Below are 23698 nucleotides of genomic sequence, written 5' to 3'. Positions count from 1 at the left end.
ACATCAGAGCCAGCTTAACCGCAGCGTCAGCACTGATTTTAAGAGATATATCGCATTTTACTGAGGCCATTGTTAATCGATGAAGAACGCGCAAAAAGCTTGGGACTTACCGCAAATCGTGTTTACGCTGCTGTTTATCAGCATCATGATTGTTGCGTGTTTCTGGGTGGTGCAACCCTTTATCCTGGGGTTTGCCTGGGCCAGCATGGTGGTTATCGCCACCTGGCCGTTAATGATCAAAGTTCAGGAGTGGCTATGGGGCCGCCGTGGGCTGGCGGTGCTGGTGATGACTCTGCTGCTGATCCTGGTGTTTATTATTCCCGTTGCCGTACTGGTCAACGGCCTGATAGAGAACAGCGCACCAATGCTGGCCTGGCTCGGCTCCGGCCATCTGCAAATGCCGGAACTGCACTGGATACGCAGCATCCCACTGGTTGGCAGAAAACTGTATTCGGCCTATAACCATCTGCTGGCCGGGGGCGGCTCTGCCCTGCTGGCACAAATTCAGCCCTATATTGGCCGCACCACAGGATTTTTCTTTGCTCAGGCCGGTCATTTTGGCCGTTTTATGATGCATCTTGGTCTGATGTTGCTGTTCAGCGTGCTGCTGTACTGGCGCGGTGAGCAAGTCGGGCACGGCATTCGTCACTTTGCCTTTCGCCTGGCGTCACGCCGGGGAGATGCAGCGGTGCTGCTGGCCGGGCAGGCAATCCGTGCGGTGGCGCTTGGGGTGGTGGTCACAGCGTTAGTGCAGGGTGTGCTGGGCGGGATCGGGCTGGCAATCTCCGGAATTCCTTATGCCACTATTTTGACGGTGCTGATGATTCTCTCCTGCCTGGTGCAGCTTGGCCCTCTGGTTGTGCTGGTTCCGGCGATCATCTGGCTCTACTGGAGTGGGGACACCACCTGGGGCACGGTACTGCTGATTTGGAGCTGCGTGGTCGGCACGCTGGACAACGTGCTGCGACCTATGCTGATTCGCATGGGTGCCGATTTACCAATGATACTTATCCTGTCAGGTGTGATTGGCGGCCTGATTGCCTTTGGAATGATTGGTTTATTTATCGGCCCGGTGGTGCTGGCCGTCTCCTACCGGCTGGTTTCTGTCTGGGTGCATGAAGCCCCGGCACCAGAGGAGGATCCGCTGGCGGTGGTGGAAGAACTGGCTGAAATTGAGGCCGAAGCGCAGCCGCCAAAAGCGTAATCGTCATGTTGTTTGCAGCCGGCCCGCCGGCTGCAAACATTAGTGGCTGGAATATATCCGTTTCACAAATTCTGAATTTCATTAATAGAATTTATCACTAAACCGCGTTTTTTAGCCGTTTCAGGCCAGACCTCTGTTAATTGATGAGATTTTCCTCACCTTGTTGCGTCAAAAATAGCCAGACAGGCGTAAAAGTATTACTACTTTTAAACTAATAAGATGATTCTTAAAGACGCCTGGAACGCGGTTGCATAGTATGGATATCAGGTTTGAAGCCAACTCAATGGTTTCTAAACAACTCATTTCCCCTGAGTAAAAGAATTGCTGTGTGTAGTCTTTGCCCATCCACTGTGATGGGCTTTTTTTTGCCCAAAATCAGAGATAAAAAAAGGATAATCGACTGGCGATTATCCCTGTTCAGATGCCGGATTATCAGTACGGATCGGGTTTAGCCGATCCGCTGTTTGCTCTCCGCGTTATTTCTTTAACTCAGCCAGACTCAGCCAGGTCTGCACCACGGTATCCGGGTTGAGGGACAAACTGTCGATGCCCTCTTCCATCAGCCATGCTGCAAAATCTTCATGGTCGGATGGCCCCTGGCCACAGATCCCCACGTATTTTCCCTGCTTCTTCGCGGCGCGAATAGCCATCGACAGCAGCGCTTTCACCGCGTCGTTACGCTCATCGAAAAGCTCAGACACTACGCCAGAATCACGATCCAGCCCCAGCGTCAGCTGCGTCATATCGTTGGAGCCAATGGAGAAACCGTCAAAGTATTGCAGGAACTCTTCAGCCAGTAGCGCATTGGATGGGATCTCGCACATCATAATGATCTTGAGCCCGTTCTCGCCGCGCTTCAGCCCCTGACGCTCAAGCTCCTCTACCACCGCCTTCGCCTGTGCCACGGTACGAACGAAAGGCACCATAATCTCAACGTTGGTCAGCCCCATATCGTTGCGTACCCGTTTAACTGCCGCACATTCCAGCGCGAAGCAGTCACGGAAGCTGTCAGCAACGTAACGACCGGCACCGCGGAAGCCCAGCATCGGGTTCTCCTCTTCCGGCTCATATCGGTCACCGCCCACAAGATTGGCGTATTCGTTAGTTTTAAAGTCGGACAAGCGCACAATTACGCGCTTAGGTGCAAATGCAGCACCCAGCGTGGCAATCCCTTCGGTCAGGCGGCCAATATAGAACTCAAGCGGATCGTCGAAGCCTTTCATCATTCCGCGGATCTGCTGCTGAAGCTCCGGGGTCTGTTGATCAAACTCGAGCAATGCTTTCGGGTGTACGCCGATCATGCGGTTAATAATGAACTCCAGTCGCGCCAGACCGACACCTTCATTAGGCAGGCAGGCGAAGTCAAATGCGCGATCGGGGTTACCTACGTTCATCATGATTTTCAGCGGCAGCGACGGCATTTCGTCAACCTGCGAGCTTTTAACTTCAAAATCGAGCAGGTCATCATAGACATAGCCGGTGTCACCTTCCGCGCAGGAAACCGTCACTTTATGCCCGTCTTTCAGAATATCGGTTGCGTTACCGCAGCCTACCACCGCCGGAATACCCAGTTCGCGGGCAATAATCGCCGCGTGACATGTTCGTCCTCCGCGATTTGTAACAATGGCTGAGGCCTTCTTCATGATCGGTTCCCAATCCGGGTCGGTCATATCAGTTACCAGCACGTCGCCTTTTTCAATACGGTTCATTTCACTGATATCGTGAATGACTTTTACTTCACCCGCGCCGATTCGATGGCCGATTGCGCGGCCTTCAACCACCACTTTACCTTTACCCTGTAGCGTGTAACGCTCCATCACTGAACCGTTAGAACGCACGGTTTCCGGACGCGCCTGCACGATAAACAGCTTGCCGGTATGGCCATCTTTTGCCCATTCAATATCCATCGGGCGCTGGTAGTGTTTCTCAATCTGCACGGCCTGTGCCGCCAGCGCTTCCACTTCGTCGTCAGTAAGGGAGAACCGGTCGCGCTCTGCTTCTGGCACATCTTCAATTCTTACCTGCTCGCCATGCTCCTGTGAGTCGGCGTAAACCATGCGAATTTTTTTCGAGCCCATATTACGGCGCACAATCGACGGACGCCCGGCGGCCAGCGTTGGTTTGTGCACGTAGAACTCATCCGGGTTTACGGCCCCCTGCACCACCATTTCGCCCAGACCGAAGGCGGAGGTAATAAACACCACCTGATCGAAGCCAGATTCGGTATCAATGGTAAACATTACACCTGATGAGGCGAGATCGGAGCGCACCATGCGCTGTACGCCAGCGGAGAGCGCTACACCACGATGATCGTAGCCCTGATGTACACGGTACGAGATTGCACGGTCGTTGAACAATGAGGCATATACATGCTTCACCGCCACCAGCACCGCATCATAACCCTGTACGTTAAGGAAGGTTTCCTGCTGTCCGGCGAAAGAAGCATCCGGCATATCTTCAGCAGTGGCCGATGAGCGCACGGCGAAAGAGGCTTCGGCATCATCGGCAGAGAGCTGGTTGTAGGCCTGGTGAATCGCCTGCTCTAGTTCGGGAGTAAACGGAGTTTCAACAATCCACTGACGAATCTGTTTACCCGCCTTTGCCAGCTCATCAACATCATCAATATTGGTCTTATCCAGCAGATCATAGATCCGCTGATTGACGCCGCTTTGGTCGAGAAACAGGTTGAACGCTTCCGAGGTTGTCGCAAAACCGTTTGGCACAGAGACGCCCAACGATGACAAGTTAGTAATCATTTCACCCAGGGATGCATTTTTGCCCCCCACCCGATCCACATCGTTCATGCCAAGCTGGTTATACCAGAGCACTAGCGGCAATTGGCCTTTATTGGACATTGAAGCAATCCTTGTAAGATTTAATTAGAAATAACTGGGATACAGCATTGCTTCTTGAGACTGGCACAGATAAGCCGAATTGTTAAAGTGGTGAATCGTTCAAGCAGATGATTTTTTTATTTTTAAGATTTCTCCGCTTATAACATCAGCGTTGCGCAACAAGATTAATTATTTTTGTTGTGTTTAATCAATCAGTTAAAATCAATCAGTCGTAAAAGTTAAAACAGCGCTTGCGCAACAAAAAATGATTCCATATGCGCATGCTTTTATTTGAAAGGGCGGTAAATATGCATAATTAACAGAAACATCATTTCATTTTCTAATTTATAGAGATTTCTCTGATTTTATAAAAACAAAATGTTCATTTATATAAAAAATGGTTTTTTCGTTCTGTTTTGCAACCCGCATCACGATTTGCTTTATCAGTACGGATTAATTTAGTCTGCACTCTACCCCTGCCTGCGGAGATAAAATGGACGTGAACGCCGAACGTAGTGTTTTTTATATTTCAGATGGCACCGCCATTACTGCCGAAGTCCTTGGCCATGCCGTGCTGTCGCAGTTTCCCGTTGTGACGCAAAGCGTCACCCTGCCGTTTGTGGAAAATGTGCAGCGCGCTCAGGCGGTAAAAGCGCAGATTAATGCCCTCTATCAGCAGAGCGGCGTGCGTCCGCTGGTATTTATTTCGGTTGTCAGCCCGGAAATTCGCGAGATTATTCTGCAAAGCGATGGCTTCTGTCAGGATATCGTCCAGTCGCTGGTGGCACCGCTACAGCAGGAGCTGGGGGTTGACCCCGCGCCCGTTGCCAACCGCACCCATGGTCTGACCGCCAGTAATCTTGGCAAATATGATGCGCGTATCGCCGCCATCGATTACACCCTGGCACACGATGACGGCATCTCGCTGCGTGGGCTGGAAGATGCTCAGGTTATTCTGCTGGGAGTATCGCGCTGCGGTAAAACCCCCACCAGCCTCTATCTCGCCATGCAGTTCGGTATCCGCGCGGCTAACTATCCTTTTATCGCCGATGATATGGATAACCTGAAGCTGCCTCCGGCGCTGAAAACCTTCCAGAACAAGCTGTTTGGCTTAACCATCGATCCTGAACGTCTGGCGGCCATCCGTCAGGAGCGGGCAGAAAATACCCGCTATGCTTCCATGCGCCAGTGCCGTATGGAGGTGGGCGAAGTTGAAGCTTTGTACCGTACTAACCAGATTCGTTACCTTAACAGCACCAATTATTCCGTTGAGGAGATCGCCACTAAGATCCTCGATATCATGGGACTTACGCGCCGTATGTACTGAATCTTCCACTTCCGGCTGCTTTTAAATGGAGCCGGAAATGCTATTCCCCTGCTGTTTGGCGGTTGAATTCATCGCATTTTGGTTTAAGGTGAACGCCATTACTTCCCGGTATTCCTGCCGTTGTGAAGACAAAAATTTAGAGATCACCATGAACAAAACAGATGAACTGCGGACCGCGCGCATCGACAGCCTTGTTACGCCTGCTGAATTGCAGGATCGGCTGCCAATCACCACGTCCATCGTCGAAAACGTGACAGCGTCACGTAAGCGTATTGCCCGAATTCTCAGCGGCGAAGATCCGCGCCTGCTGGTGGTGGTAGGCCCCTGCTCGCTGCATGACCCGCTGGCTGCACTGGAGTACGCTGAACGCTTAAACGTACTGCGTGAAAAATATCACTCACGCCTGGAAATCGTGATGCGCGCCTATTTTGAAAAGCCGCGTACCGTAGTTGGCTGGAAGGGGCTGATCTCTGATCCCGATCTTGACGGCAGTTTCCGGGTTAACCACGGGCTGGCGGTGGCGCGTAAACTGCTGCTGGATATCAATGCTCTGGGTATGCCCACCGCCACCGAGTTTCTGGATATGGTGATCGGTCAGTTTATTGCCGACCTGATCAGCTGGGGCGCTATCGGTGCCCGTACGACGGAGAGCCAGATTCACCGTGAAATGGCCTCTGCACTCTCCTGCCCGGTAGGCTTCAAAAACGGTACCGATGGCAATACGCGCATTGCAGTAGACGCAATCCGCGCCGCCCGCGTCAGCCATATGTTCCTTTCGCCGGATAAACGCGGTCAGATGACCATCTATCAGACCAGCGGAAACCCGTCCGGACATATCATTATGCGCGGCGGTAAAGCGCCGAATTATCACCCGGCAGATATAGCCGCTGCCGCAGCACATCTGCGCGAATTTAATTTACCGGAGCAGCTGGTTATCGATTTCAGTCACGGTAATTGCCTGAAGCAGCATCGCTTACAGAAAGAGGTTTCCGCCAGCGTGTCACAGCAGATCCGTGACGGATCGCGTGCCATCGCAGGTGTGATGATTGAAAGCTTCTTACAGGAAGGCACGCAGAAGGTGCTCGCGGAGACGCCGCTGGTTTATGGTCAGTCGATTACCGATCCCTGCCTCGGCTGGGAAGATACTGTCAGCGTACTGGAGCAGCTGGCGCAGGCGGTAGACACCCGCTTCTGACCCTTCGTCGGGCTGGCCTGCAACGGGTCGGCCCGTTTCATATTATGCTTTTCGCCCCTTAAGTGTTACCCGCCGGTTAATTTCTGCTTGCGCACCGGCCTCTTTCATTGATAATGATTATCATTCTGATAATGAATACTCTTTCCTTTAAGCGGCTTCCGTGAGGACTACAGCAATGACTGCGCACTATCAACAATACAGCGACTTAAAAGAACGGCATCCGAAGAAATATGCGCGCGATCTGGCAGCGTTAATGGGTATCAGCGAGGCAGAGCTGACTGCCGCTCGTGTGGGCCATCAGGCACAGCCGCTGCGCCCTGATATGCGTGAACTGCTGCACGCTCTGGAAGCCGTCGGCGAAACCAAATGCATTACGCGCAACGAATATGCGGTACATGAACATCTGGGTGTTTTCAGTAATATTCATATCGGTGCTCATGCGGGTATTGTGCTTAATCCGCGTGCGCTCGACCTGCGCGTCTTCGTCAATCAGTGGGCCAGCGTCTTCCATCTTACGGAGATGACCGGCCACGGTGAACGTCAAAGTATTCAGTTTTTTGACCAGCACGGCGACGCCGTTCTGAAAGTTTACGCAACCGAAAATACCCATATGGACGCCTGGCGGCAGCTGCTCGCGGAGTATCGTACCGATGCGGCGGCAGTATTTAGCGTTATCCCCGCCGCTGCTGCGACCTTCTCCAGCAACGTTGACAGTGCTGCGCTTGAAAGCGACTGGCGCGCCATGACCGATGTCCATCAGTTCTTCCGTCTGCTGAAAAAACACGACGTATCCCGTCAGCAGGCTTTCCAGGCCGTGAGCGACGATCTGGCACAGCAGGTCAGCAATCAGTCGCTGGCTGCGCTGCTGGAGACCGTACGCCATGATGGCAATGAAATTATGATTTTTGTCGGCAACCGCGCCTGTGTGCAGATTTTTACCGGGACGATCGAGAAGCTGATGCCAATGCACAACTGGCTGAATATCTTTAACCCGGCGTTCACCCTGCACCTGCAAGAACAGCTTATTGCTGAGAGCTGGATCACCCGGAAGCCTACCGCTGATGGCATTGTCACCAGCCTGGAGCTGTTTGCGGCCGATGGTACGCAGATTGCGCAACTGTACGGCCAGCGTAGCGAAGGCCAGCCAGAGCAGACCCGCTGGCGTGAACAGTTAACCGCTCTCAGTGCAGAAGGTGCCTCCGTATGAAATCCCGCCTGCTCGCTCTGATTGCCCTGCCGCTGGCATTGCAGGCCGCCGCCGCCGAGCGCATCGTCAGTATTGGCGGCGATGTTACCCAGATTATCTATGCGCTGGATGCGCAGCAAGAGCTGGTGGCGCGAGACAGCACCAGTCTGCATCCGGCAGTGGCAAAAAAACTGCCTGACGTTGGCTATATGCGTCAGCTCAACGCTGAGGGCATTCTGGCGCTAAAACCAACGCTGGTGATCGCCAGTGAGCTGGCCAAACCGGCGCTGGCGCTGAAACAGGTTGAGCAAAACGGTGTGAAAGTGGTGGATGTCACCGGCAAGGCCGATATTTCCGCAATCAGCGAGAAAATCCACACTATCGCCACCGCCCTGCATCGCGAAGATGCCGGTAAGGCTTTGCAGGAAAAAGTACGGAAACAGCTCTCAAGCGTGCCAAAATCGCCGCTGCCGGTCAAAGTACTATTTATTCTCGCCCATCAGGGAATGGGCACCATGGGCGCTGGCAGCGAAACCTCTGCCGATGCAGCGATTCATGCGGCAGGTCTGCAAAATGCAATGGCCAGCGTTCAGCGCTATAAGCCGCTGTCGCAGGAGGGGGTGATTGCCAGCGCGCCGCAGCTGATTGTGGCAACCAGCGATGGTATTCGCACTCTCGGCGGTGAAGAAAATCTGTGGAAGATCCCCGGCCTGGCACTGACCCCGGCAGGCAAAAATCAGCAGCTGCTGATCGTGGATGATATGGCGCTGCTCGGCTTTGGGATCGACACTCCTGCGGCCATTCTGAAACTGCGTCAGACCGCGGAAGCCCTGCCGTGATGTCAGCACGTTACCTGCGCTGGCTGTGCGGACTTGTGCTGCTGCTGCTGATTCTGGGTATCAGCGCTGCCAACAGCGGCGCGATGCATTTGTCGCTGCCGATGTTGTGGCATGCCGGCATTGACAGCAGCCTGTGGCAAATCTGGTTTACCATTCGCCTGCCCCGCGTGCTGCTGGCGGTAGTTGTTGGCGGCGCGCTGGCGCTCTCCGGCTGCGTCATGCAGGGACTGTTTCGTAACCCGTTGGCTGATCCGGGCCTGTTAGGGATCAGCAGTGGCGCAGCGCTGGCGGTGGCGTTCTCTATCGTGCTATCAGTTTCACTACCAGGAGTACTGATGCTGTATCTGCCGCTGCTGGCAGCGTTTTTGGGTAGTCTGGCAGTAACTCTGGTGATCTTCCTGCTCAGTCAGCAAGGACAGAGTGGCCTGAGCCGCCTGCTGCTGGTCGGCATTGCCATTAATGCCCTGTGTAGTGCGTCGGTAGGCGTTCTGTCCTGGTTAAGCAACGACCAGCAGCTCCGTCAGCTCTCGCTATGGGCCATGGGCAGTCTTGGACAGTCACAATGGCCAACGGTGCTGGTATGTGCTTCTGTGGTACTGCCCTGCATGGTGCTGGTACAGCGGCTGGCGACGCGTCTTAACCTGCTGCAACTGGGTGAGGAAGAAGCACACTATCTGGGCATTGATGTGCCGCGCACACAGCGCTATCTGCTGGTACTGAGTGCTTTTCTGGTGGCGGCGGCGGTGGCGGTCAGCGGGGTGATTGGGTTTATTGGTCTTGTCGTGCCGCATCTGATGCGTTTCTGCCTTGGTGGCGATCATCGCTGGCTGCTGCCCTCTTCGCTACTCAGCGGTGCCATCCTGCTGCTGTTAGCCGATACGCTGGCACGCACCCTGGTGGCTCCGGCAGAGATGCCGGTGGGCCTGCTGACCAGTCTGATTGGCGGGCCGTGGTTCCTGTGGTTGATTCTGCGCCGCCGGGGAGGTCTCAATGGCTGATTTACTGAACGCCAGCGGGTTAAGCTACCAGCTGGGGCAACGCTGGCTGATTGATGATGTGTCACTGACGCTGCGGCCGGGAGAGCTGGTTTCGCTGATTGGCCCCAATGGAGCGGGTAAATCCACCCTGCTACGGCTGCTTACCGGTTTTCTAACGCCGCAGCGTGGTAGCTGCTGTTTAAACGATCAACCTCTGGTGCAGTGGCCTGCCATGCAGCTATCACGACAGCGCGCCGTGATGCGTCAGCAGAGCAGCATGGCATTTCCCCTTAGCGTATATGACGTGGTGGCCATGGGGCGCGCACCCTGGCCTGGCCCGGTGCAACCGGTGGTAGAGAAAGTGATGGCGTTAACAGGCTGCGATACTCTGGCTCAACGCGACTATTTGCAACTCTCCGGCGGTGAGCAGCAGCGGGTGCAGCTTGCCCGCGCGCTGGCACAGCTGTGGCGGCAGGATGGCCCGCAGGGATGGTTGTTTCTCGATGAGCCAACTTCCGCGCTGGATCTCTATCATCAGCAGCATCTGCTGCGGCTATTATCGCAGTTAACCCGGCAGTATCCGCTCCACGTCTGCTGCATACTGCACGATTTAAATCTGGCGTCTCTGTGGTCAGATCGTGTGATGTTGCTGGCAGAGGGAAAACTGGTGGCCGAGGGCCTGCCATCAGAGGTGCTGGATGAGGCTACGCTAACGCGCTGGTATCATGCCGACGTAATGGTACACCCCCATCTGAATGAGGGTGTCCCGCAGGTCTCACTGCGCCGTTAGCTGGAGCAGCTCACTTCGAGTTTTTTGCCCCAGTCCGGTGGACGACGCGTCAGATCAGCAAACTCTGGCGCATCGTCGAACGGCCTCAGCAGCGCCTGATGAAGTCGTTCCAGCACGCTGATATCATCCTGTTCCGCATGCTCAATCGCCTGCTGCGCCAGATAATTACGCAGCACCAGCGCCGGATTTGCCTGTTTCATCGTCCGCTGACGCTCTTCATCGCAACGTTCTTCCTGTAACAGACGCTGGCGATAGACGTTGTACCAGCTATCAAACGCTTCACGGTCGATAAATTCATCTCGCAGCGGCGAGCGTGACTGCTGTTGCTCAACGGAGCTTAACTGGCGGAATGTCCGGGTATAATCGCTGCCCTCTTTCGCCATCAGCGACAGCAGGCCGGTAAGAATATTATTGTCGTCTTTACCGGCAGTCAGCAGACCCAGCCTGGCGCGCATTTTCTCGCCCCAGCCGCGCATCAGTTCCGGTTCATACAGTGCAAGCGCCTGTTTTAACTGCTCGGTGCTCATTAATCCTGATAGCGCATGCGCCAGACGATTAAGATTCCACAGTCCGATCATCGGCTGATTCTCGAAGCTGTAACGCCCCTGATGGTCAGAGTGATTACAGATAAAGCCCGGCTGGTAGTCATCGAGGAAACCGTAAGGGCCGTAGTCCAGAGTGAGTCCGAGAATCGACATATTGTCGGTGTTCATAACGCCGTGGGCAAAGCCAGCGCTCTGCCAGCCAGCAATCAGCCGGGCGGTGCGCTTCACCACATCGCTGAACCACAGCAGGTATTTATCCGGCTCCTGATGCCACTGCGGCCAGTGGTGCAGAATTGCGTAGTCCGCCAGCCGGGTGACATTGTCCTGCTGCCCAAGGTAGTAGAAATGCTCAAAGTGACCAAAACGCAGATGACTTTCGGCCACGCGCAGCAGCATCGCGCCAGGCTCGCTGGTTTCACGATAGACCGGCTCATCACTGGTTACCACCGTCAGAGCACGCGAGGTGGCAATACCGAGCGCGTGCATCGCTTCAGAAGCCAGAAACTCCCGCAGCGTGGAGCGCAATACTGCCCGCCCATCTCCCATACGAGAGTAGGGTGTCAGCCCTGCCCCTTTCAGATGCCAGTCAAATTTACGCCCGTCGGGCAGCTGCTGCTCACCAAGCAGCAGTCCGCGCCCGTCGCCGAGCTGACCGGCCCAGACACCAAACTGATGCCCGCTGTAAACCTGCGCCAGCGGCTGCATGCCGTTCATCAACTGCTCGCCGCTCCAGAATCCGACATGTTCTGCGCCGAACAGTTGCTCATCCAGCCCAAGCTCACGCGCCAGCGGCGCGCTGTGATACAGCAGTCGAGGGTTTTTTAACGGCGCAGGTTCAAGCGCGGTATAGAAACCACTCAGCTCTTGATACCAGGTATTATTAAATTGCATGGCGTCTCCGTCAGAGTCGACGGGAACATCCCCGCTGACTCCGTTAGTGTAAAGCGCGGTGGCGTTATCAAACACGGAGAGTTTTCAGGGTTATTGCAACATACGTTCCCGCAGTTGATAGGGAGGTACGGTCAGATGGGTGAGCGCATCTTCATTGACCGTCGGGAAGAGAGCACTTTGGATACCATCAAAAGCATAGTCACGCACCACCTGTAATCCCGGCATATCATCGACACCCTGCACCACAATCTCCTGGCAGTGCGGTTTGATATGATCAAGGATAGCGCTGATAAAGGGATGAAAGGATAAACGCTTAATATTATGCTGAATAAATGCTTTATCCAGTTTGATTCGATAGAAAAGATCGTCAAAAACTGCTTTTGAAGTCGCCTTACCAGCGCCATAATTATTCAGACTTAAGTTAAATTTCTCACTCAATGCCTGCAAGAAATTATTATTTTTACCTAAGGTTAAATCAGGAAAGCTTTCACTAATCTCAAGTTCGAGGCAATCCAGCTGGCACATCTTTTTCAGAATAAACTCACTACCGAGGATAGTCTCAGCCAGCGGTTGATCAATATTAATCGCCACTTTCAGGTCGTTATCGTTAAAAAATTCGTAATGCTTCTCGACGATGTTAATTTGTTCCTGCAACAACAGGACACGCTGTCTGTCATTTAATAGCGGCGTTAAAATGTCCTGCGGCATTGCTACATTGATACTGGCATGGGTGAAGTGAGTTAACATTTCGACGGACGTTAACAGCCCGCCAGGGCTGTAAACCGGGCAGAATGCTGTGTAAGTTTTATAATCAGCTTCCAGAAAGATATTCATCTTGTTCGCCATTATTAAGCGGCACTCACAGCATCCTATATCAACAAAATAGGACACGCAACAGTGTCAAGAGACTGTCACTCTGCGGCAATTCATTTGCAGTGTGCATTTGCTTGTAATCCAGATCATTAAGCTAACACAAAACTGACATAAACGATGCTAATCGATTTCATTACCCTTTATGTTTGTGTTGTCTTTATGGAAATAATGCACTGATTTATTGAAATGATGACTTAAGAGAAATGGAGGCTAAAGTGGTATTTTATATTCCGCATAGGTTAATTGTGCGGACATATATCAAATAAGCTGTAAAACAACAGACTGGTGCTTTACTGGCGATTAAATTCGCCGTGCCTGCCAAAAAACTTTACGCCAGTAAACATTATCCAGAGACGAACGGGTCACACCCTGGCTGGTTGAGGCATGGATAAACTGATTATCAGTATCGTAAATCCCGACGTGCAGGCCACTTTCACCGCTGCCTGTTTTGAAGAAGACCAGATCGCCCGGCAGCAGCTGTGCCTTGTCGATGCGCGTGCCAATATCAGTCTGCGCAGACGTGGTGCGCGGTAGCTGCATATTAAAACGATCGCGGAAGGTAAGGTAAACAAAACCTGAGCAGTCAACACCACGGCGGCTCATGCCACCATAGCGGTAAGGAGCGCCCCGCCACTGACCGAGCTGATCGTTAAGTTGAGCGATCACGGCGATGGAGTCCGACAGACGCCCGTCCGGGGCAGGTGCACGGCTGCTACAGCCGGCCAGAATAATAACAACAAGCAGAAGCCAGTAACGCATAATGATGCACCTTAATAGCAACAGTCTGTAATCTAACGGCAATACCTGTAACTGGCAACAGCGCCAATATGATCAGCACAGTGTTGTCAGCATCGCCTGTCCCTCAATTTCCAGCAGACGGAATGAAACCTGATAGAGCGCATTCAGATGCTCCGGCGTCAGCACCTGCTGCGGGCAACCCTGCAATGCAGGCTGCCCTGGCCGCATCAGCCAGATTTGATCCGCATAACGCAGGGAGTGGTTCAAGTCATGGCTGCTCATGATCACCGTGACGCCCTGCGCCTTCAGCTGTGGGATCAGGCGGTCAAACGCTGCCTGTTGGGCAATATCCAGCCCGGTTAACGGCTCATCCAGCAGCAGCAGACTTCCCTCAGGCTGGCTAACCTGTAAGATGACCGCCGCCAGACGTACCCGCTGCCACTCTCCACCGGAAAGCTGCGTCAGCGGCCGTGCCAGTTTATCACTAAGCTGTAAGGCCTGCGCCAGCGCCAGCAGCGTGGTATGTGATGCCTCACCCTGCTGCTGTGTATGCATCAGCAGATAGTGCCAGACCGGCATTTGCCCGGGGGGAGACTGCTGTTGCGCCAGATAAGCACGCTGGCGTGCGAGAGCAATACCGGGCCAGTCCTTCAGCGCTCGCCCGGCAAACTGCACTTCTCCTGCCGTTAGCAGTAATCCGGCTATCGCCATCAGCAGCGAGCTTTTACCCGCACCGTTGGGGCCAACCAGATGAATAATCTGCCCGGCCGTCACCTGCGCACTGAACGGAAACAGGCGTCCGGTTACAGCAACGTCTGTTAATCTCAGCAGCACTTGCTACGCCAGTGCCTGATGGATTCGGGCAACTAACTGTGGGTCATCCGGCGTCATATCCGGCGAGAAGCGCCCTATCACTTTACCGTCCCGGCCAATCAGGAACTTTTCAAAGTTCCACAGAATATCGCCCTTTTGCTTCGGAGCACGCCCTTTACTGGTCATGCGCTCCAGAAAACCGCTGCCTTCCGGGGCAATAGCCTCAGGCTGTGCCGCCACCAGCTGCGCATACAAAGGATGACGGTGCGGACCATTTACCTCTATTTTGCTGAACATCGGGAACGTCACGCCGTAGGTGGTGCTGCAAAAGGTTTTAATCTCTGCCTCGCTACCCGGTTCCTGCTCCAGGAAAGCGTTACACGGGAAGCCCAGTACCGTCAGTCCCTTATCGTGCAGCTCCTTGTGCAGATTCTCCAGCGCCTCATACTGCGGTGTCAGGCCACATTTTGATGCCACGTTAACCACCAGCAGAACATCCCCCTGCCACTGGGCCAGGGTAGTTTTATCGCCGTCGAGCGTCACCAGTTCTGTTTCGAAAATACTCATGGTCTTTTCCTGTTTTAACGTAAGGAGAAAAACAGCCGTCAGGCTGTCAGCGGTGGTTCAATAATAGCCAGATAAACACCGGTGCGCCCAGCGTTGCTGTCACCACTCCTATCGGCAGTTCAGCGGAAGTGAGCGCCACACGGGCAATAATATCGGCGGCCAGCAGCACACCCGCACCGGCCAGTGCACAGCCAGGCAACAGAATACGATGATCGCTCAGACCGTTAAGCCGCAGAATATGCGGAACGACCAGACCGACAAAACCGATTGCTCCGGCAAGCGCTACGCTGACCCCCACCAGCCAGCCAATTGCCATCACCAGCAGATTGCGCCATAGCACCAGCGGCAGGCCCAGCTGCTGTGAAGAGACCTCCCCCAGCGCCAGCAGGTTTAACACTCGTACCCGGCTGCTTAACCAGATCAGCACCGGAATAAGCGCCAGCATCAGCCAGCTGTAGCGCCAGTCAACGCCGCTAAACCCACCCATCATCCAGTACATTAACTGACGCAGATCCATGCTGCTGCTAAAATAGACCGCCCAGGTCATCAGCGCGCTGCAAATTATGCCCAGCGCCACTCCTGCCAGCAGCAAACGACTGCTGGAGAGGTGCTGACGGGCAAAGTGCAACAGCACCAGGGTAACCAGCAGCGCCCCGAGGATAGCGCTCAGGCTCATCAGCCACGGGTTACTGATACCGGAGAGAATACACAATACCAGACCGACACCAGCGCCGCCTGACACGCCAAGCAGGCCAGGTTCAGCAAGTGGATTACTGAACAAAGCCTGCATTGTCGCACCTGCCACGGCCAGCGCCGCGCCAACCAGCATCACCGCCAGCGTGCGCGGCAGGCGCAGCTGCCAGACAAAGAGCTGTGCATCGCGGGTAAACCACTCCCCCGGCGGGATCCAGCGATCCCCTGCACACAGGCTGACCAGCAAAAGCGCAAAGCAAAATATCCCCAGCCCGCACAGCCATAAGCCGGAACGTCGTTGAGCGGCGGAAATCTGTTGAGCAAGCAGCGTCATAACCAGAGTTTTTAAAGGAAAACAGAGGGTTAATTGTAGAGGGAAATCGAAAAAAAGAAAGGGCGTCCGGCGTGGGCGATATAATTGTAGCTGAGTAACTGATAATGAAAAGGCCGCTTGCGCGGCCTTTTGAATGGCAGAAATCAGTCTTCTTTCGGTGAAGCGTTCTCAACCCGGCTTTTGAGTTTCTGACCCGGTCTGAACGTCACAACACGGCGAGCCGTAATGGGAATATCTTCACCCGTTTTAGGGTTACGCCCCGGACGTTGATTTTTGTCGCGAAGGTCGAAATTACCAAATCCTGACAGTTTGACCTGTTCACCATTCTCCAAAGCGCGACGCACTTCTTCAAAAAACAGTTCAACCAGCTCTTTGGCATCCCGTTTGCTAAGACCAAGCTTCTCAAACAGGTATTCAGACATTTCAGCTTTTGTAAGCGCCATAGGTTCAATCCCTCAAGGATGCTTGGAATCGCTCTTTCAGTGCCTCTACGCATTTTGCAACGGTAGCGGCAATCTCCTCTTCTTCGAGTGTCCGGCTGGTATCTTGCAAAATCAGGCTGATAGCGAGGCTCTTAAAACCATCATTTACGCCCTTACCACGGTACACGTCAAACAAGTTTACGCCAACTACCTGATTTACGCCAACTTTCTTACACTCGGTGATAATATCTGCTGCCGGCACATTTTCTGCCACTACAACAGCGATATCACGGCGGTTAGCCGGGAAGCGTGAAATACCGCTGGCATCAGGCAGGACGCGGTCTGCCACCTTATCCCACAGCAGTTCAAACACCACGGTTCGGCCGTTAAGATCCAGTTTACGCTCAAGTTCCGGGTGCACTACACCAATAAATCCAATGTGTTCACCGCGTAAATAAATTGCAGCGCTCTGCCCCGGATGTAACGCGGGATTGGTCGCTGCCACAAACTGGATCTCATCAAGTTTGCCGGTTAACTCCAGCAAGGACTCTAAATCACCTTTTAAATCATAGAAGTCAACCGGACTACGCGCCAGATCCCAGTGCTCTTCATTACGATGGCCGCTAATTACCCCTGCCAGCATAACATCCTGACGAATACCGAGGTTTGCCTGTGTATCAGGCACAAAGCGCAGACCGCTTTCAAATAAACGTACGCGAGACTGCTGACGGTTCTGGTTATATACCACCGCACCCAGCAGGCCACTCCACAGGGACAGACGCATTGCCGACATCTCAACTGAGATCGGACTTGGCAACACCAGGCTTTCTTCACCCGGATGCAGCAGTGCCTGGATTTTCGGGTCAACAAAGCTGTAGGTAATCGCTTCCTGATAGCCTTTATCCACCAGCAATGCCTTAACACGCTTCAGGGAGAGGTTCGCTTCACGGTGTCTGGTCATCACCAGACCGGCCTGTACAGGCACGTCTGGGATGTTATCGTAACCATAGATGCGAGCGACTTCTTCTACCAGGTCTTCTTCAATGGCAATATCAAAACGCCAGCCTGGAGCCACAGCCTGCCACTCGTCCTGTCCTTCAGTCACTTCGCAACCAAGACGGCGCAGGATATCGCTTACTTCAGCATCCGCAATCACATGGCCGATCAAACGATCCAGTTTCTCGCGACGCAGCGTGATACTGGCGCGCACAGGCAAGGATGCCTCATGGGTCACGTCAATAACCGGGCCGGCTTCACCACCGCAGATATCCAGCAGCAGACGAGTCGCACGTTCAATTGCGGTGTGCTGGAGTGCCGGGTCTACGCCACGCTCGTAGCGATGTGAAGCATCGGTATGCAGGCCATAGCGGCGCGCACGGCCGGTGATTGACAGCGGGCTGAAGAAGGCACACTCAAACAGCACGTTCTGGGTTTCTTCGTTAACACCTGAGTGTTCACCACCGAAAATTCCTCCCATCGCCAGCGCTTTCTTCTCGTCGGCAATAACCAGCGTATCACTGCTCAGTTTAGCTTCGTTGCCGTCCAGCAGAACCAGGGTTTCGCCCTCTTCTGCCATACGCACTACGATCCCACCTTCAAGACGATCAAGATCGAAGGCATGCATCGGCTGACCCAGTTCCAGTAGAACATAGTTGGTCACATCAACAACCGGATCGATTGAGCGAATACCGCAGCGACGCAGCTTTTCTTTCATCCACAGCGGCGTGGCAGCGTTAACATTGATCCCTTTTACTACACGGGCAAGGTAACGCGGGCAGGCTTCTGTCGCTTCAACGCGGATTGGGAAAGTATCCTGCACGGTGGCGGCAACAGGGGCCATCTCTGGTGCTGTTAACGGTAGCTTGTTCAGCACGGCCACATCGCGCGCCACGCCAATAATACCCAGGCAGTCGGCACGGTTCGGGGTAACGCTAATCTCGATGGTGCTGTCATCCAGCTTGAGATAATCACGAATATCGGTGCCGATGGAGGCATCCTGCGGCAGTTCAATAATACCGTTATGATCGTCGGAAATACCCAGCTCAGAAAACGAGCACAGCATCCCTTCAGACGGCTCGCCGCGCAGTTTAGCGGCTTTGATTTTGAAATCACCCGGCAGCACTGCACCCACGGTTGCCACGGCAACTTTCAGCCCCTGACGGCAGTTAGGCGCGCCACAGACGATATCCAGCAGGCGATCGCCGCCCACATTGATTTTAGTGACACGCAATTTGTCCGCGTTTGGGTGCTGACCGCACTCGACCACTTCGCCAACTACCACGCCATGAAAAGCGCCTGCCACCGCATCAACACCGTCCACTTCCAGACCGGCCATAGTGATTTGATCGGACAGGGCTGTACTGTCAATGGCCGGGTTGACCCATTCACGTAACCAGAGTTCACTGAATTTCATTGGTTTTACCCGCCCTTATTTAAACTGTTTGAGGAAACGTAAATCATTTTCGAAGAAGGCACGCAGATCGGTCACGCCATAACGCAGCATGGTCAGACGCTCCATTCCCATACCAAAGGCGAAACCTGAGTACACTTCCGGGTCAATCCCGACATTACGCAGCACATTCGGATGTACCATGCCACAGCCCAGAACCTCCAGCCATTTGCCGTTTTTGCCCATTACATCAACTTCAGCGGAAGGTTCAGTGAAGGGGAAATAAGACGGGCGGAAACGCACCTGTAAATCCTCTTCAAAGAAGTTATTCAGGAAGTCATGCAGCGTTCCCTTAAGATTGGTAAAGCTGATGTTTTTATCAACAATCAACCCTTCCATCTGGTGGAACATTGGGGTGTGAGTCTGGTCATAATCGTTACGATAAACGCGGCCCGGCGCAATAATACGGATGGGCGGCTGCTGATTTTGCATGGTGCGAATCTGCACACCAGACGTCTGCGTACGCAGCAGGCGCGTGGCATCGAACCAGAAGGTATCGTGATCGGCACGGGCCGGATGGTGGCCTGGAATATTCAGCGCATCGAAGTTGTGATAGTCATCTTCAATTTCTGGGCCGGTTTCCACAGAAAAACCAAGCTCACCGAAGAAGGTTTCGATACGGTCGATGGTGCGCGTTACCGGATGCAGCCCACCGTTTTCAATACGACGACCCGGCAAAGAAACGTCGATAGTCTCTTGTGCCAGGCGGGCATTCATTACCGCAGACTCAAGCGCATTTTTCTGCGCGTTCAGCGCTTCCTGTACCTGCTGTTTAGCTTCATTGATCACCGCACCCGCTGCCGGACGATCTTCCGCAGGCAGTTCACGCAAGGAGGTCATCTGGAGCGTAAGATGCCCTTTTTTACCCAGGTATTCGACGCGTACGTTATCTAACGCGGCGACATCCTGAGCATCTTTGATAGCGGCTTTCGCGCTCGCTACCAGGTCTGCGAGATGTGACATGCTTTCCTCTTCTTCCAGCCAAGCTGGCCAGTCTGTTTTAATCAGGGACGAATAGCCGTCCGGTAATCGTTATTTCATCTGCGCTAAAACGAAAAAAGCCTCCACGAGGGAGGCTTTCAGCGCGATTTTTCGTTTCTTTTCTTTGCGCTTAAGCCCCCGACAATCAGGCGCTAAAGTAAAAAAAGAAACGGAAAATAGCAGTTTTCATGTTTAGTTGACCTTATATGCAGTTTCTGACCGCTCTATTGAAAGGCCGGAGGGTAAAAATGTCAATCATTTCATATAATAAAAAAAGAGGGAGACCAGCTCCCTCTTCAATCTGGCTTACGCCAGAGCTGATTTCGCTTTTTCTACCAGAGCAGCAAATACTGCTTTGTCGAATACTGCGATGTCAGCCAGAATCTTACGGTCGATTTCGATCGAAGCCTTTCTCAGGCCATTGATGAAGCGGCTGTAAGACATACCGTTAGTGCGGGCTGCGGCGTTGATACGCGCAATCCACAGCTGACGGAACTGGCGCTTCCGTTGACGACGGTCACGGTAAGCATACTGACCAGCTTTGATAACAGCCTGGAAAGCAACACGGTATACACGTGAACGTGCACCGTAGTAGCCTTTAGCTTGTTTTAAGATTTTCTTGTGACGTGCGCGAGCAACTACACCACGTTTTACACGAGCCATTTAGCTCTCCTGTTTAATATTCTGTTTTACCCTTTATTTTTCATGTTGCAGCGGTATTGGCTTCCTGGTTCAATCCAGTCACTTACACAGGTAAGATCAGGAATTCACTTAAGTTGCCGCCTTACTGCAATCCGAAATCTATCGGGTACTAAAAAAAGTTTACTTATGCGTACGGCAGGCAGGCAATAACCAGACCCAGATCGCCTTTAGACACCATACCTTTAGGACGCAGGTGGCGTTTACGCTTAGTAGATTTTTTAGTCAGAATATGACGCAGGTTAGCGTGTTTACGCTTGAAGCCGCCACCGGCGGTCTTCTTAAAGCGCTTGGCCGCGCCACGTACAGTTTTAATCTTTGGCATTTAAAAATATCCACTTCGCATTGTTAATAAAATGAACCAGACAGGCGAATCAAACCGCGCACCGAAGTACGCGGCATGATTACTTTAGGGCCTACTGTTTCTTCTTGGGAGCGAGCACCATAATCATCTGACGGCCTTCAATCCTTGTTGGGAAGGATTCGACAACTGCCAGATCAATATCTTCACACAGATCTTTACGGACGCGGTTAAGCACTTCCATACCGATCTGTTGGTGCGCCATCTCACGACCACGGAAACGCAGTGTGATCTTGGCTTTATCGCCATCTTCCAGAAAGCGAATCAGGTTGCGTAGTTTTACCTGATAGTCGCCATCATCGGTACCAGGACGGAATTTAATTTCCTTAACCTGGATAATCTTTTGCTTCTTCTTCTGTTCTTTAGAAGATTTGCTTTTTTCGTAAAGGAACTTGCCGTAATCCATTATACGACAAACGGGCGGCTCGGCGTTGGGGCTGATCTCAACAAGATCAACTCCTGCTTCTTCAGCTTTTTCCAAAGCTTCATTCAGACTGACAATACCAATCTGTTCGCCATCGACGCCAGTCAGACGAACCTCAGTGGCGCGAATTTCTCTATTTATGCGATTCGGACGCGCCGGTTGAACTCGTTTTCCGCCTTTAATACTTTATTCCTCCAATTGATGAAGATTGCGACTGCGGATTTCACCCTGCAGTTTAGCGATCACTTCGTTTACGTCCATGCTTCCCAGGTCTTTACCGCGGCGGGTGCGAACGGCCACTTTGCCAGCTTCCACCTCTTTATCACCACAGACCAACATATAGGGAACACGTCGTAAAGTATGTTCACGGATTTTAAAGCCAATCTTCTCGTTTCTCAAGTCCGCTTTTGCACGAATGCCCGCATTTTGCAGTTTTCGGGTCAATTCTGCAACATATTCGGACTGACCATCGGTGATATTCATCACCACAACTTGTACTGGAGCCAGCCAGGTCGGGAAGAAACCGGCATATTCCTCGGTTAAAATCCCGATAAAGCGCTCCATGGACCCCAGGATTGCACGGTGAATCATCACCGGCACCTGACGTTCATTACTTTCACCTATATATGAGGCACTCAGGCGGCTCGGCAGTGAGAAGTCGAGCTGCACAGTACCACATTGCCATGCACGGTCGAGACAGTCATGCAGGGTAAATTCAATTTTAGGGCCGTAGAAGGCGCCCTCACCCGGCTGATAGTCGAACGGTATGTTGTTCTCTTTCAGCGCAGCGGCCAGGTCAGCCTCTGAGCGATCCCACAGATCATCACTACCGATACGTTTTTCTGGACGGGTAGAGAGTTTTACAACGATTTTTTCAAAGCCGAAGGTGCTGTACATATCGTACACCATCTTAATACAGCCGTTGACCTCATCGCGTACCTGCTCTTCGGTACAGAAGATATGGGCATCATCCTGGGTAAAACCACGCACTCGCATCAGACCATGTAATGCACCTGACGGTTCATTACGGTGGCAGCTACCGAACTCAGCCATACGTAACGGCAGGTCGCGGTAAGATTTTAGACCCTGATTGAAAATTTGCACGTGACCAGGGCAATTCATTGGCTTAATGCAGTATTCGCGGTTCTCTGAAGAGGTTGTAAACATCGCCTCTTTGTAGTTTTCCCAGTGCCCGGTTTTTTCCCACAGCACGCGATCCATCATAAATGGACCTTTAACTTCCTGGTACTCATACTCTTTCAGCTTGGTGCGTACAAAGACTTCCAGCTCACGGAAGATCGTCCAGCCGTCATTGTGCCAGAACACCATACCCGGTGCCTCTTCCTGCATATGATACAGGTCGAGCTGCTTACCGATTTTACGGTGGTCACGCTTCGCCGCTTCTTCCAGGCGTTGCAGATGGGCCGCCAGCTGCTTCTTATCGCCCCATGCAGTACCGTAGATACGTTGCAGCATTTTATTATTGCTGTCGCCACGCCAGTAAGCGCCAGAAATTTTCTGAAGCTTAAAGTGGTGACAAAAACGCATATTAGGTACGTGCGGGCCGCGGCACATATCTACATATTCTTCGTGATGGTACAGGCCAGGACGGTCGTCATGGCTGATGTTTTCATCAAGGATGGTGGTTTTATAAATTTCACCACGTGCAGCGAAGGCATCGCGCGCTTCCTGCCAGCTGACTTTCTTCTTGATAACGTCGTAATTCGTCTCAGCTAACTGGTGCATACGCTTTTCCAGCTGCTCAATGTCTTCCTGGGTCAGCGTATGATCAAGGTCAACATCGTAGTAAAAACCGTTGTCGATAACCGGACCGATTGCCATTTTGGTATCGGGCCACAGCTGCTTGATCGCATGTCCTAACAGGTGGGCGCAGGAGTGACGAATGATTTCCAGACCAGCTTCGTCTTTTGCGGTGATGATAGCTACATTGGCATCTTCGGTGATCGGGTCAACCGCATCAACCAGTTCGCCATTAACACGACCGGCTATGCAGGCTTTCGCCAGGCCAGGCCCGATGTCCATAGCAATATCCATCACGCTGACGGCGTGGTCAAACGAACGTTTACTTCCATCAGGAAGAGTAATAACGGGCATGAAACATCCTTAATTGCAGTGGTAACCCACACGTAAGATTACATGCAAAAGTAAAATTTTCTTTATACAACAAGCACTTTGCACTTGAAACCGACTCACATTTGCCGATTTGGTGCACTGCCTGGTACACATTATCGAAAGTGAATGAGTAAAAAACTTCCGAAGGAGGAACATCTTACACTTCATAGAGTTCAATTGCACGGATGGCTGTATTGAGTAAGTAAGGTGCCAGATAAAGTGAATACTGTTAGTGGCGTAACACCAATCGGTTAAGCAAAATGATCTGTTGAATGAACCAGCAGATGGCAACCAGGCAAAAGCAGGCTTAATGATTAAGAGTGTTTCAGGGGGAATAAGGTCGATATTTTGCGACTGCCGCTTAACTGTATTATCAGTTCAGTATTGGGTTTGATGCGGCTTAATGTCCGGACAGCAGTAGAA

22 protein-coding genes and 1 other annotated feature are annotated in these 23698 nt (G+C 52.7%); of the genes, 7 read left to right on the top strand and 15 right to left on the bottom strand.

Going from position 1 to position 23698, the window contains the following annotated elements:
- The first annotated feature begins 79 nt into the window (after window positions 1-79).
- Complete coding sequence (ydiK, locus tag GN242_RS09115; RefSeq protein ID WP_154751382.1) at window positions 80-1204, top strand: AI-2E family transporter YdiK; 1125 nt, start codon at window positions 80-82, stop codon at window positions 1202-1204.
- Between the two features lie 476 nt (window positions 1205-1680).
- Here ydiK and ppsA read toward each other — a convergent pair whose 3' ends face one another.
- A complete protein-coding gene (gene ppsA / locus GN242_RS09110) occupies window positions 1681-4059 on the bottom strand; it encodes a phosphoenolpyruvate synthase (RefSeq protein WP_154751383.1) in 2379 nt (792 codons plus the stop codon).
- Window positions 4060-4531: 472 nt separating this feature from the next.
- On the opposite strand from ppsA, the gene ppsR reads away from it, so the two are divergent.
- From ppsR to GN242_RS09080, 6 genes are all read left to right on the top strand, one after another.
- Window positions 4532-5365, top strand: coding sequence for a posphoenolpyruvate synthetase regulatory kinase/phosphorylase PpsR (gene ppsR, locus GN242_RS09105; protein WP_154751384.1), 834 nt, complete (start codon window positions 4532-4534; stop codon window positions 5363-5365).
- Window positions 5366-5513: 148 nt separating this feature from the next.
- Window positions 5514-6560, top strand: a complete 1047-nt coding sequence (locus GN242_RS09100) for a 3-deoxy-7-phosphoheptulonate synthase (protein WP_154751385.1) — start codon at window positions 5514-5516, stop codon at window positions 6558-6560.
- Between the two features lie 175 nt (window positions 6561-6735).
- Window positions 6736-7767, top strand: a complete 1032-nt coding sequence (locus GN242_RS09095; protein WP_154751386.1) for a hemin-degrading factor — start codon at window positions 6736-6738, stop codon at window positions 7765-7767.
- Window positions 7764-8585 carry a heme/hemin ABC transporter substrate-binding protein gene (locus GN242_RS09090; protein ID WP_154751387.1) on the top strand — a complete coding sequence of 274 codons (822 nt, stop codon included), beginning with the start codon at window positions 7764-7766 and terminating at the stop codon, window positions 8583-8585. The genes GN242_RS09095 and GN242_RS09090 overlap by 4 nt, the downstream gene beginning before the upstream one ends.
- A complete protein-coding gene (locus GN242_RS09085) occupies window positions 8582-9583 on the top strand; it encodes a FecCD family ABC transporter permease (RefSeq protein WP_156287328.1) in 1002 nt (333 codons plus the stop codon). Before GN242_RS09090 ends, GN242_RS09085 begins: the two co-directional genes overlap by 4 nt.
- Window positions 9576-10352 (top strand): heme ABC transporter ATP-binding protein, encoded by a 777-nt coding sequence (locus tag GN242_RS09080; RefSeq protein WP_154751389.1) that lies wholly within the window; start codon window positions 9576-9578, stop codon window positions 10350-10352. Before GN242_RS09085 ends, GN242_RS09080 begins: the two co-directional genes overlap by 8 nt.
- On the opposite strand, the gene GN242_RS09075 is transcribed toward GN242_RS09080, so the two are convergent.
- The 14 genes from GN242_RS09075 to thrS all read right to left on the bottom strand — a co-directional run bounded on the left by GN242_RS09075 (window position 10349) and on the right by thrS (window position 23257).
- Window positions 10349-11788: a protein adenylyltransferase SelO gene (locus GN242_RS09075; protein ID WP_156287327.1), complete on the bottom strand. Its 1440-nt coding sequence runs from the start codon at window positions 11786-11788 to the stop codon at window positions 10349-10351. The two genes, GN242_RS09080 and GN242_RS09075, sit on opposite strands and share 4 nt — an antisense overlap.
- Before the next feature lie 90 nt (window positions 11789-11878).
- Window positions 11879-12622, bottom strand: coding sequence for an EAL domain-containing protein (locus tag GN242_RS09070; RefSeq protein WP_154751391.1), 744 nt, complete (start codon window positions 12620-12622; stop codon window positions 11879-11881).
- Window positions 12623-12961: 339 nt separating this feature from the next.
- Window positions 12962-13420, bottom strand: a complete 459-nt coding sequence (locus tag GN242_RS09065) for an NlpC/P60 family protein (protein ID WP_154751392.1) — start codon at window positions 13418-13420, stop codon at window positions 12962-12964.
- A gap of 72 nt (window positions 13421-13492) precedes the next feature.
- Window positions 13493-14233, bottom strand: a complete 741-nt coding sequence (gene btuD / locus GN242_RS09060; RefSeq protein ID WP_156287326.1) for a vitamin B12 ABC transporter ATP-binding protein BtuD — start codon at window positions 14231-14233, stop codon at window positions 13493-13495.
- A 3-nt stretch (window positions 14234-14236) separates the two neighbouring features.
- Window positions 14237-14779, bottom strand: coding sequence for a glutathione peroxidase (locus tag GN242_RS09055; protein ID WP_154751393.1), 543 nt, complete (start codon window positions 14777-14779; stop codon window positions 14237-14239).
- Window positions 14780-14825: 46 nt separating this feature from the next.
- Complete coding sequence (gene btuC, locus GN242_RS09050) at window positions 14826-15806, bottom strand: vitamin B12 ABC transporter permease BtuC (protein WP_154751394.1); 981 nt, start codon at window positions 15804-15806, stop codon at window positions 14826-14828.
- A 143-nt stretch (window positions 15807-15949) separates the two neighbouring features.
- On the bottom strand, window positions 15950-16249 hold the full coding sequence (ihfA, locus tag GN242_RS09045) for an integration host factor subunit alpha (protein WP_017802142.1): 300 nt from the start codon (window positions 16247-16249) through the stop codon (window positions 15950-15952).
- 4 nt (window positions 16250-16253) lie between these two features.
- Window positions 16254-18641 (bottom strand): phenylalanine--tRNA ligase subunit beta, encoded by a 2388-nt coding sequence (gene pheT, locus GN242_RS09040; protein ID WP_154751395.1) that lies wholly within the window; start codon window positions 18639-18641, stop codon window positions 16254-16256.
- Window positions 18642-18656: 15 nt separating this feature from the next.
- Window positions 18657-19640, bottom strand: a complete 984-nt coding sequence (gene pheS / locus GN242_RS09035) for a phenylalanine--tRNA ligase subunit alpha (protein WP_154751396.1) — start codon at window positions 19638-19640, stop codon at window positions 18657-18659.
- An 88-nt stretch (window positions 19641-19728) separates the two neighbouring features.
- Window positions 19729-19854, bottom strand: a sequence feature (Phe leader region).
- Window positions 19804-19848, bottom strand: a complete 45-nt coding sequence (gene pheM / locus GN242_RS09030) for a pheST operon leader peptide PheM (protein WP_123225455.1) — start codon at window positions 19846-19848, stop codon at window positions 19804-19806. (Overlaps the previous feature by 45 nt.)
- A gap of 110 nt (window positions 19855-19964) precedes the next feature.
- A complete protein-coding gene (rplT, locus tag GN242_RS09025) occupies window positions 19965-20321 on the bottom strand; it encodes a 50S ribosomal protein L20 (RefSeq protein WP_154751397.1) in 357 nt (118 codons plus the stop codon).
- Between the two features lie 163 nt (window positions 20322-20484).
- Window positions 20485-20682 (bottom strand): 50S ribosomal protein L35, encoded by a 198-nt coding sequence (gene rpmI, locus GN242_RS09020; RefSeq protein WP_005968897.1) that lies wholly within the window; start codon window positions 20680-20682, stop codon window positions 20485-20487.
- A 91-nt stretch (window positions 20683-20773) separates the two neighbouring features.
- A complete protein-coding gene (gene infC, locus GN242_RS09015; RefSeq protein ID WP_072277407.1) occupies window positions 20774-21325 on the bottom strand; it encodes a translation initiation factor IF-3 in 552 nt (183 codons plus the stop codon).
- 3 nt (window positions 21326-21328) lie between these two features.
- Window positions 21329-23257, bottom strand: coding sequence for a threonine--tRNA ligase (gene thrS / locus GN242_RS09010; RefSeq protein ID WP_156287325.1), 1929 nt, complete (start codon window positions 23255-23257; stop codon window positions 21329-21331).
- Window positions 23258-23698: the final 441 nt, after the last annotated feature.

The sequence above is a fragment of the Erwinia sorbitola genome (genome assembly GCF_009738185.1).
GTDB classification, from domain to species: domain Bacteria; phylum Pseudomonadota; class Gammaproteobacteria; order Enterobacterales; family Enterobacteriaceae; genus Erwinia; species Erwinia sorbitola.
Note: the sequence above shows the minus strand (reverse complement) of the source record. Positions and strands in the feature narration are given on the sequence as shown.

Excerpts from the sequence above, each read along its gene's own strand:
- ydiK (WP_154751382.1), top strand. The coding sequence starts at position 80 with ATGAAGAACGCGCAAAAAGCTTGGGACTTACCGCAAATCGTGTTTACG.
- pheS (WP_154751396.1), bottom strand. The coding sequence starts at position 19,640 with ATGTCACATCTCGCAGACCTGGTAGCGAGCGCGAAAGCCGCTATCAAA.
- GN242_RS09075 (WP_156287327.1), bottom strand. The coding sequence starts at position 11,788 with ATGCAATTTAATAATACCTGGTATCAAGAGCTGAGTGGTTTCTATACC.
- GN242_RS09070 (WP_154751391.1), bottom strand. The coding sequence starts at position 12,622 with ATGAATATCTTTCTGGAAGCTGATTATAAAACTTACACAGCATTCTGC.
- ppsA (WP_154751383.1), bottom strand. The coding sequence starts at position 4,059 with ATGTCCAATAAAGGCCAATTGCCGCTAGTGCTCTGGTATAACCAGCTT.
- ihfA (WP_017802142.1), bottom strand. The coding sequence starts at position 16,249 with ATGGCGCTTACAAAAGCTGAAATGTCTGAATACCTGTTTGAGAAGCTT.
- rpmI (WP_005968897.1), bottom strand. The coding sequence starts at position 20,682 with ATGCCAAAGATTAAAACTGTACGTGGCGCGGCCAAGCGCTTTAAGAAG.
- rplT (WP_154751397.1), bottom strand. The coding sequence starts at position 20,321 with ATGGCTCGTGTAAAACGTGGTGTAGTTGCTCGCGCACGTCACAAGAAA.
- GN242_RS09055 (WP_154751393.1), bottom strand. The coding sequence starts at position 14,779 with ATGAGTATTTTCGAAACAGAACTGGTGACGCTCGACGGCGATAAAACT.
- GN242_RS09080 (WP_154751389.1), top strand. The coding sequence starts at position 9,576 with ATGGCTGATTTACTGAACGCCAGCGGGTTAAGCTACCAGCTGGGGCAA.
- pheT (WP_154751395.1), bottom strand. The coding sequence starts at position 18,641 with ATGAAATTCAGTGAACTCTGGTTACGTGAATGGGTCAACCCGGCCATT.
- thrS (WP_156287325.1), bottom strand. The coding sequence starts at position 23,257 with ATGCCCGTTATTACTCTTCCTGATGGAAGTAAACGTTCGTTTGACCAC.
- GN242_RS09090 (WP_154751387.1), top strand. The coding sequence starts at position 7,764 with ATGAAATCCCGCCTGCTCGCTCTGATTGCCCTGCCGCTGGCATTGCAG.
- ppsR (WP_154751384.1), top strand. The coding sequence starts at position 4,532 with ATGGACGTGAACGCCGAACGTAGTGTTTTTTATATTTCAGATGGCACC.
- btuC (WP_154751394.1), bottom strand. The coding sequence starts at position 15,806 with ATGACGCTGCTTGCTCAACAGATTTCCGCCGCTCAACGACGTTCCGGC.
- GN242_RS09100 (WP_154751385.1), top strand. The coding sequence starts at position 5,514 with ATGAACAAAACAGATGAACTGCGGACCGCGCGCATCGACAGCCTTGTT.
- GN242_RS09095 (WP_154751386.1), top strand. The coding sequence starts at position 6,736 with ATGACTGCGCACTATCAACAATACAGCGACTTAAAAGAACGGCATCCG.
- GN242_RS09065 (WP_154751392.1), bottom strand. The coding sequence starts at position 13,420 with ATGCGTTACTGGCTTCTGCTTGTTGTTATTATTCTGGCCGGCTGTAGC.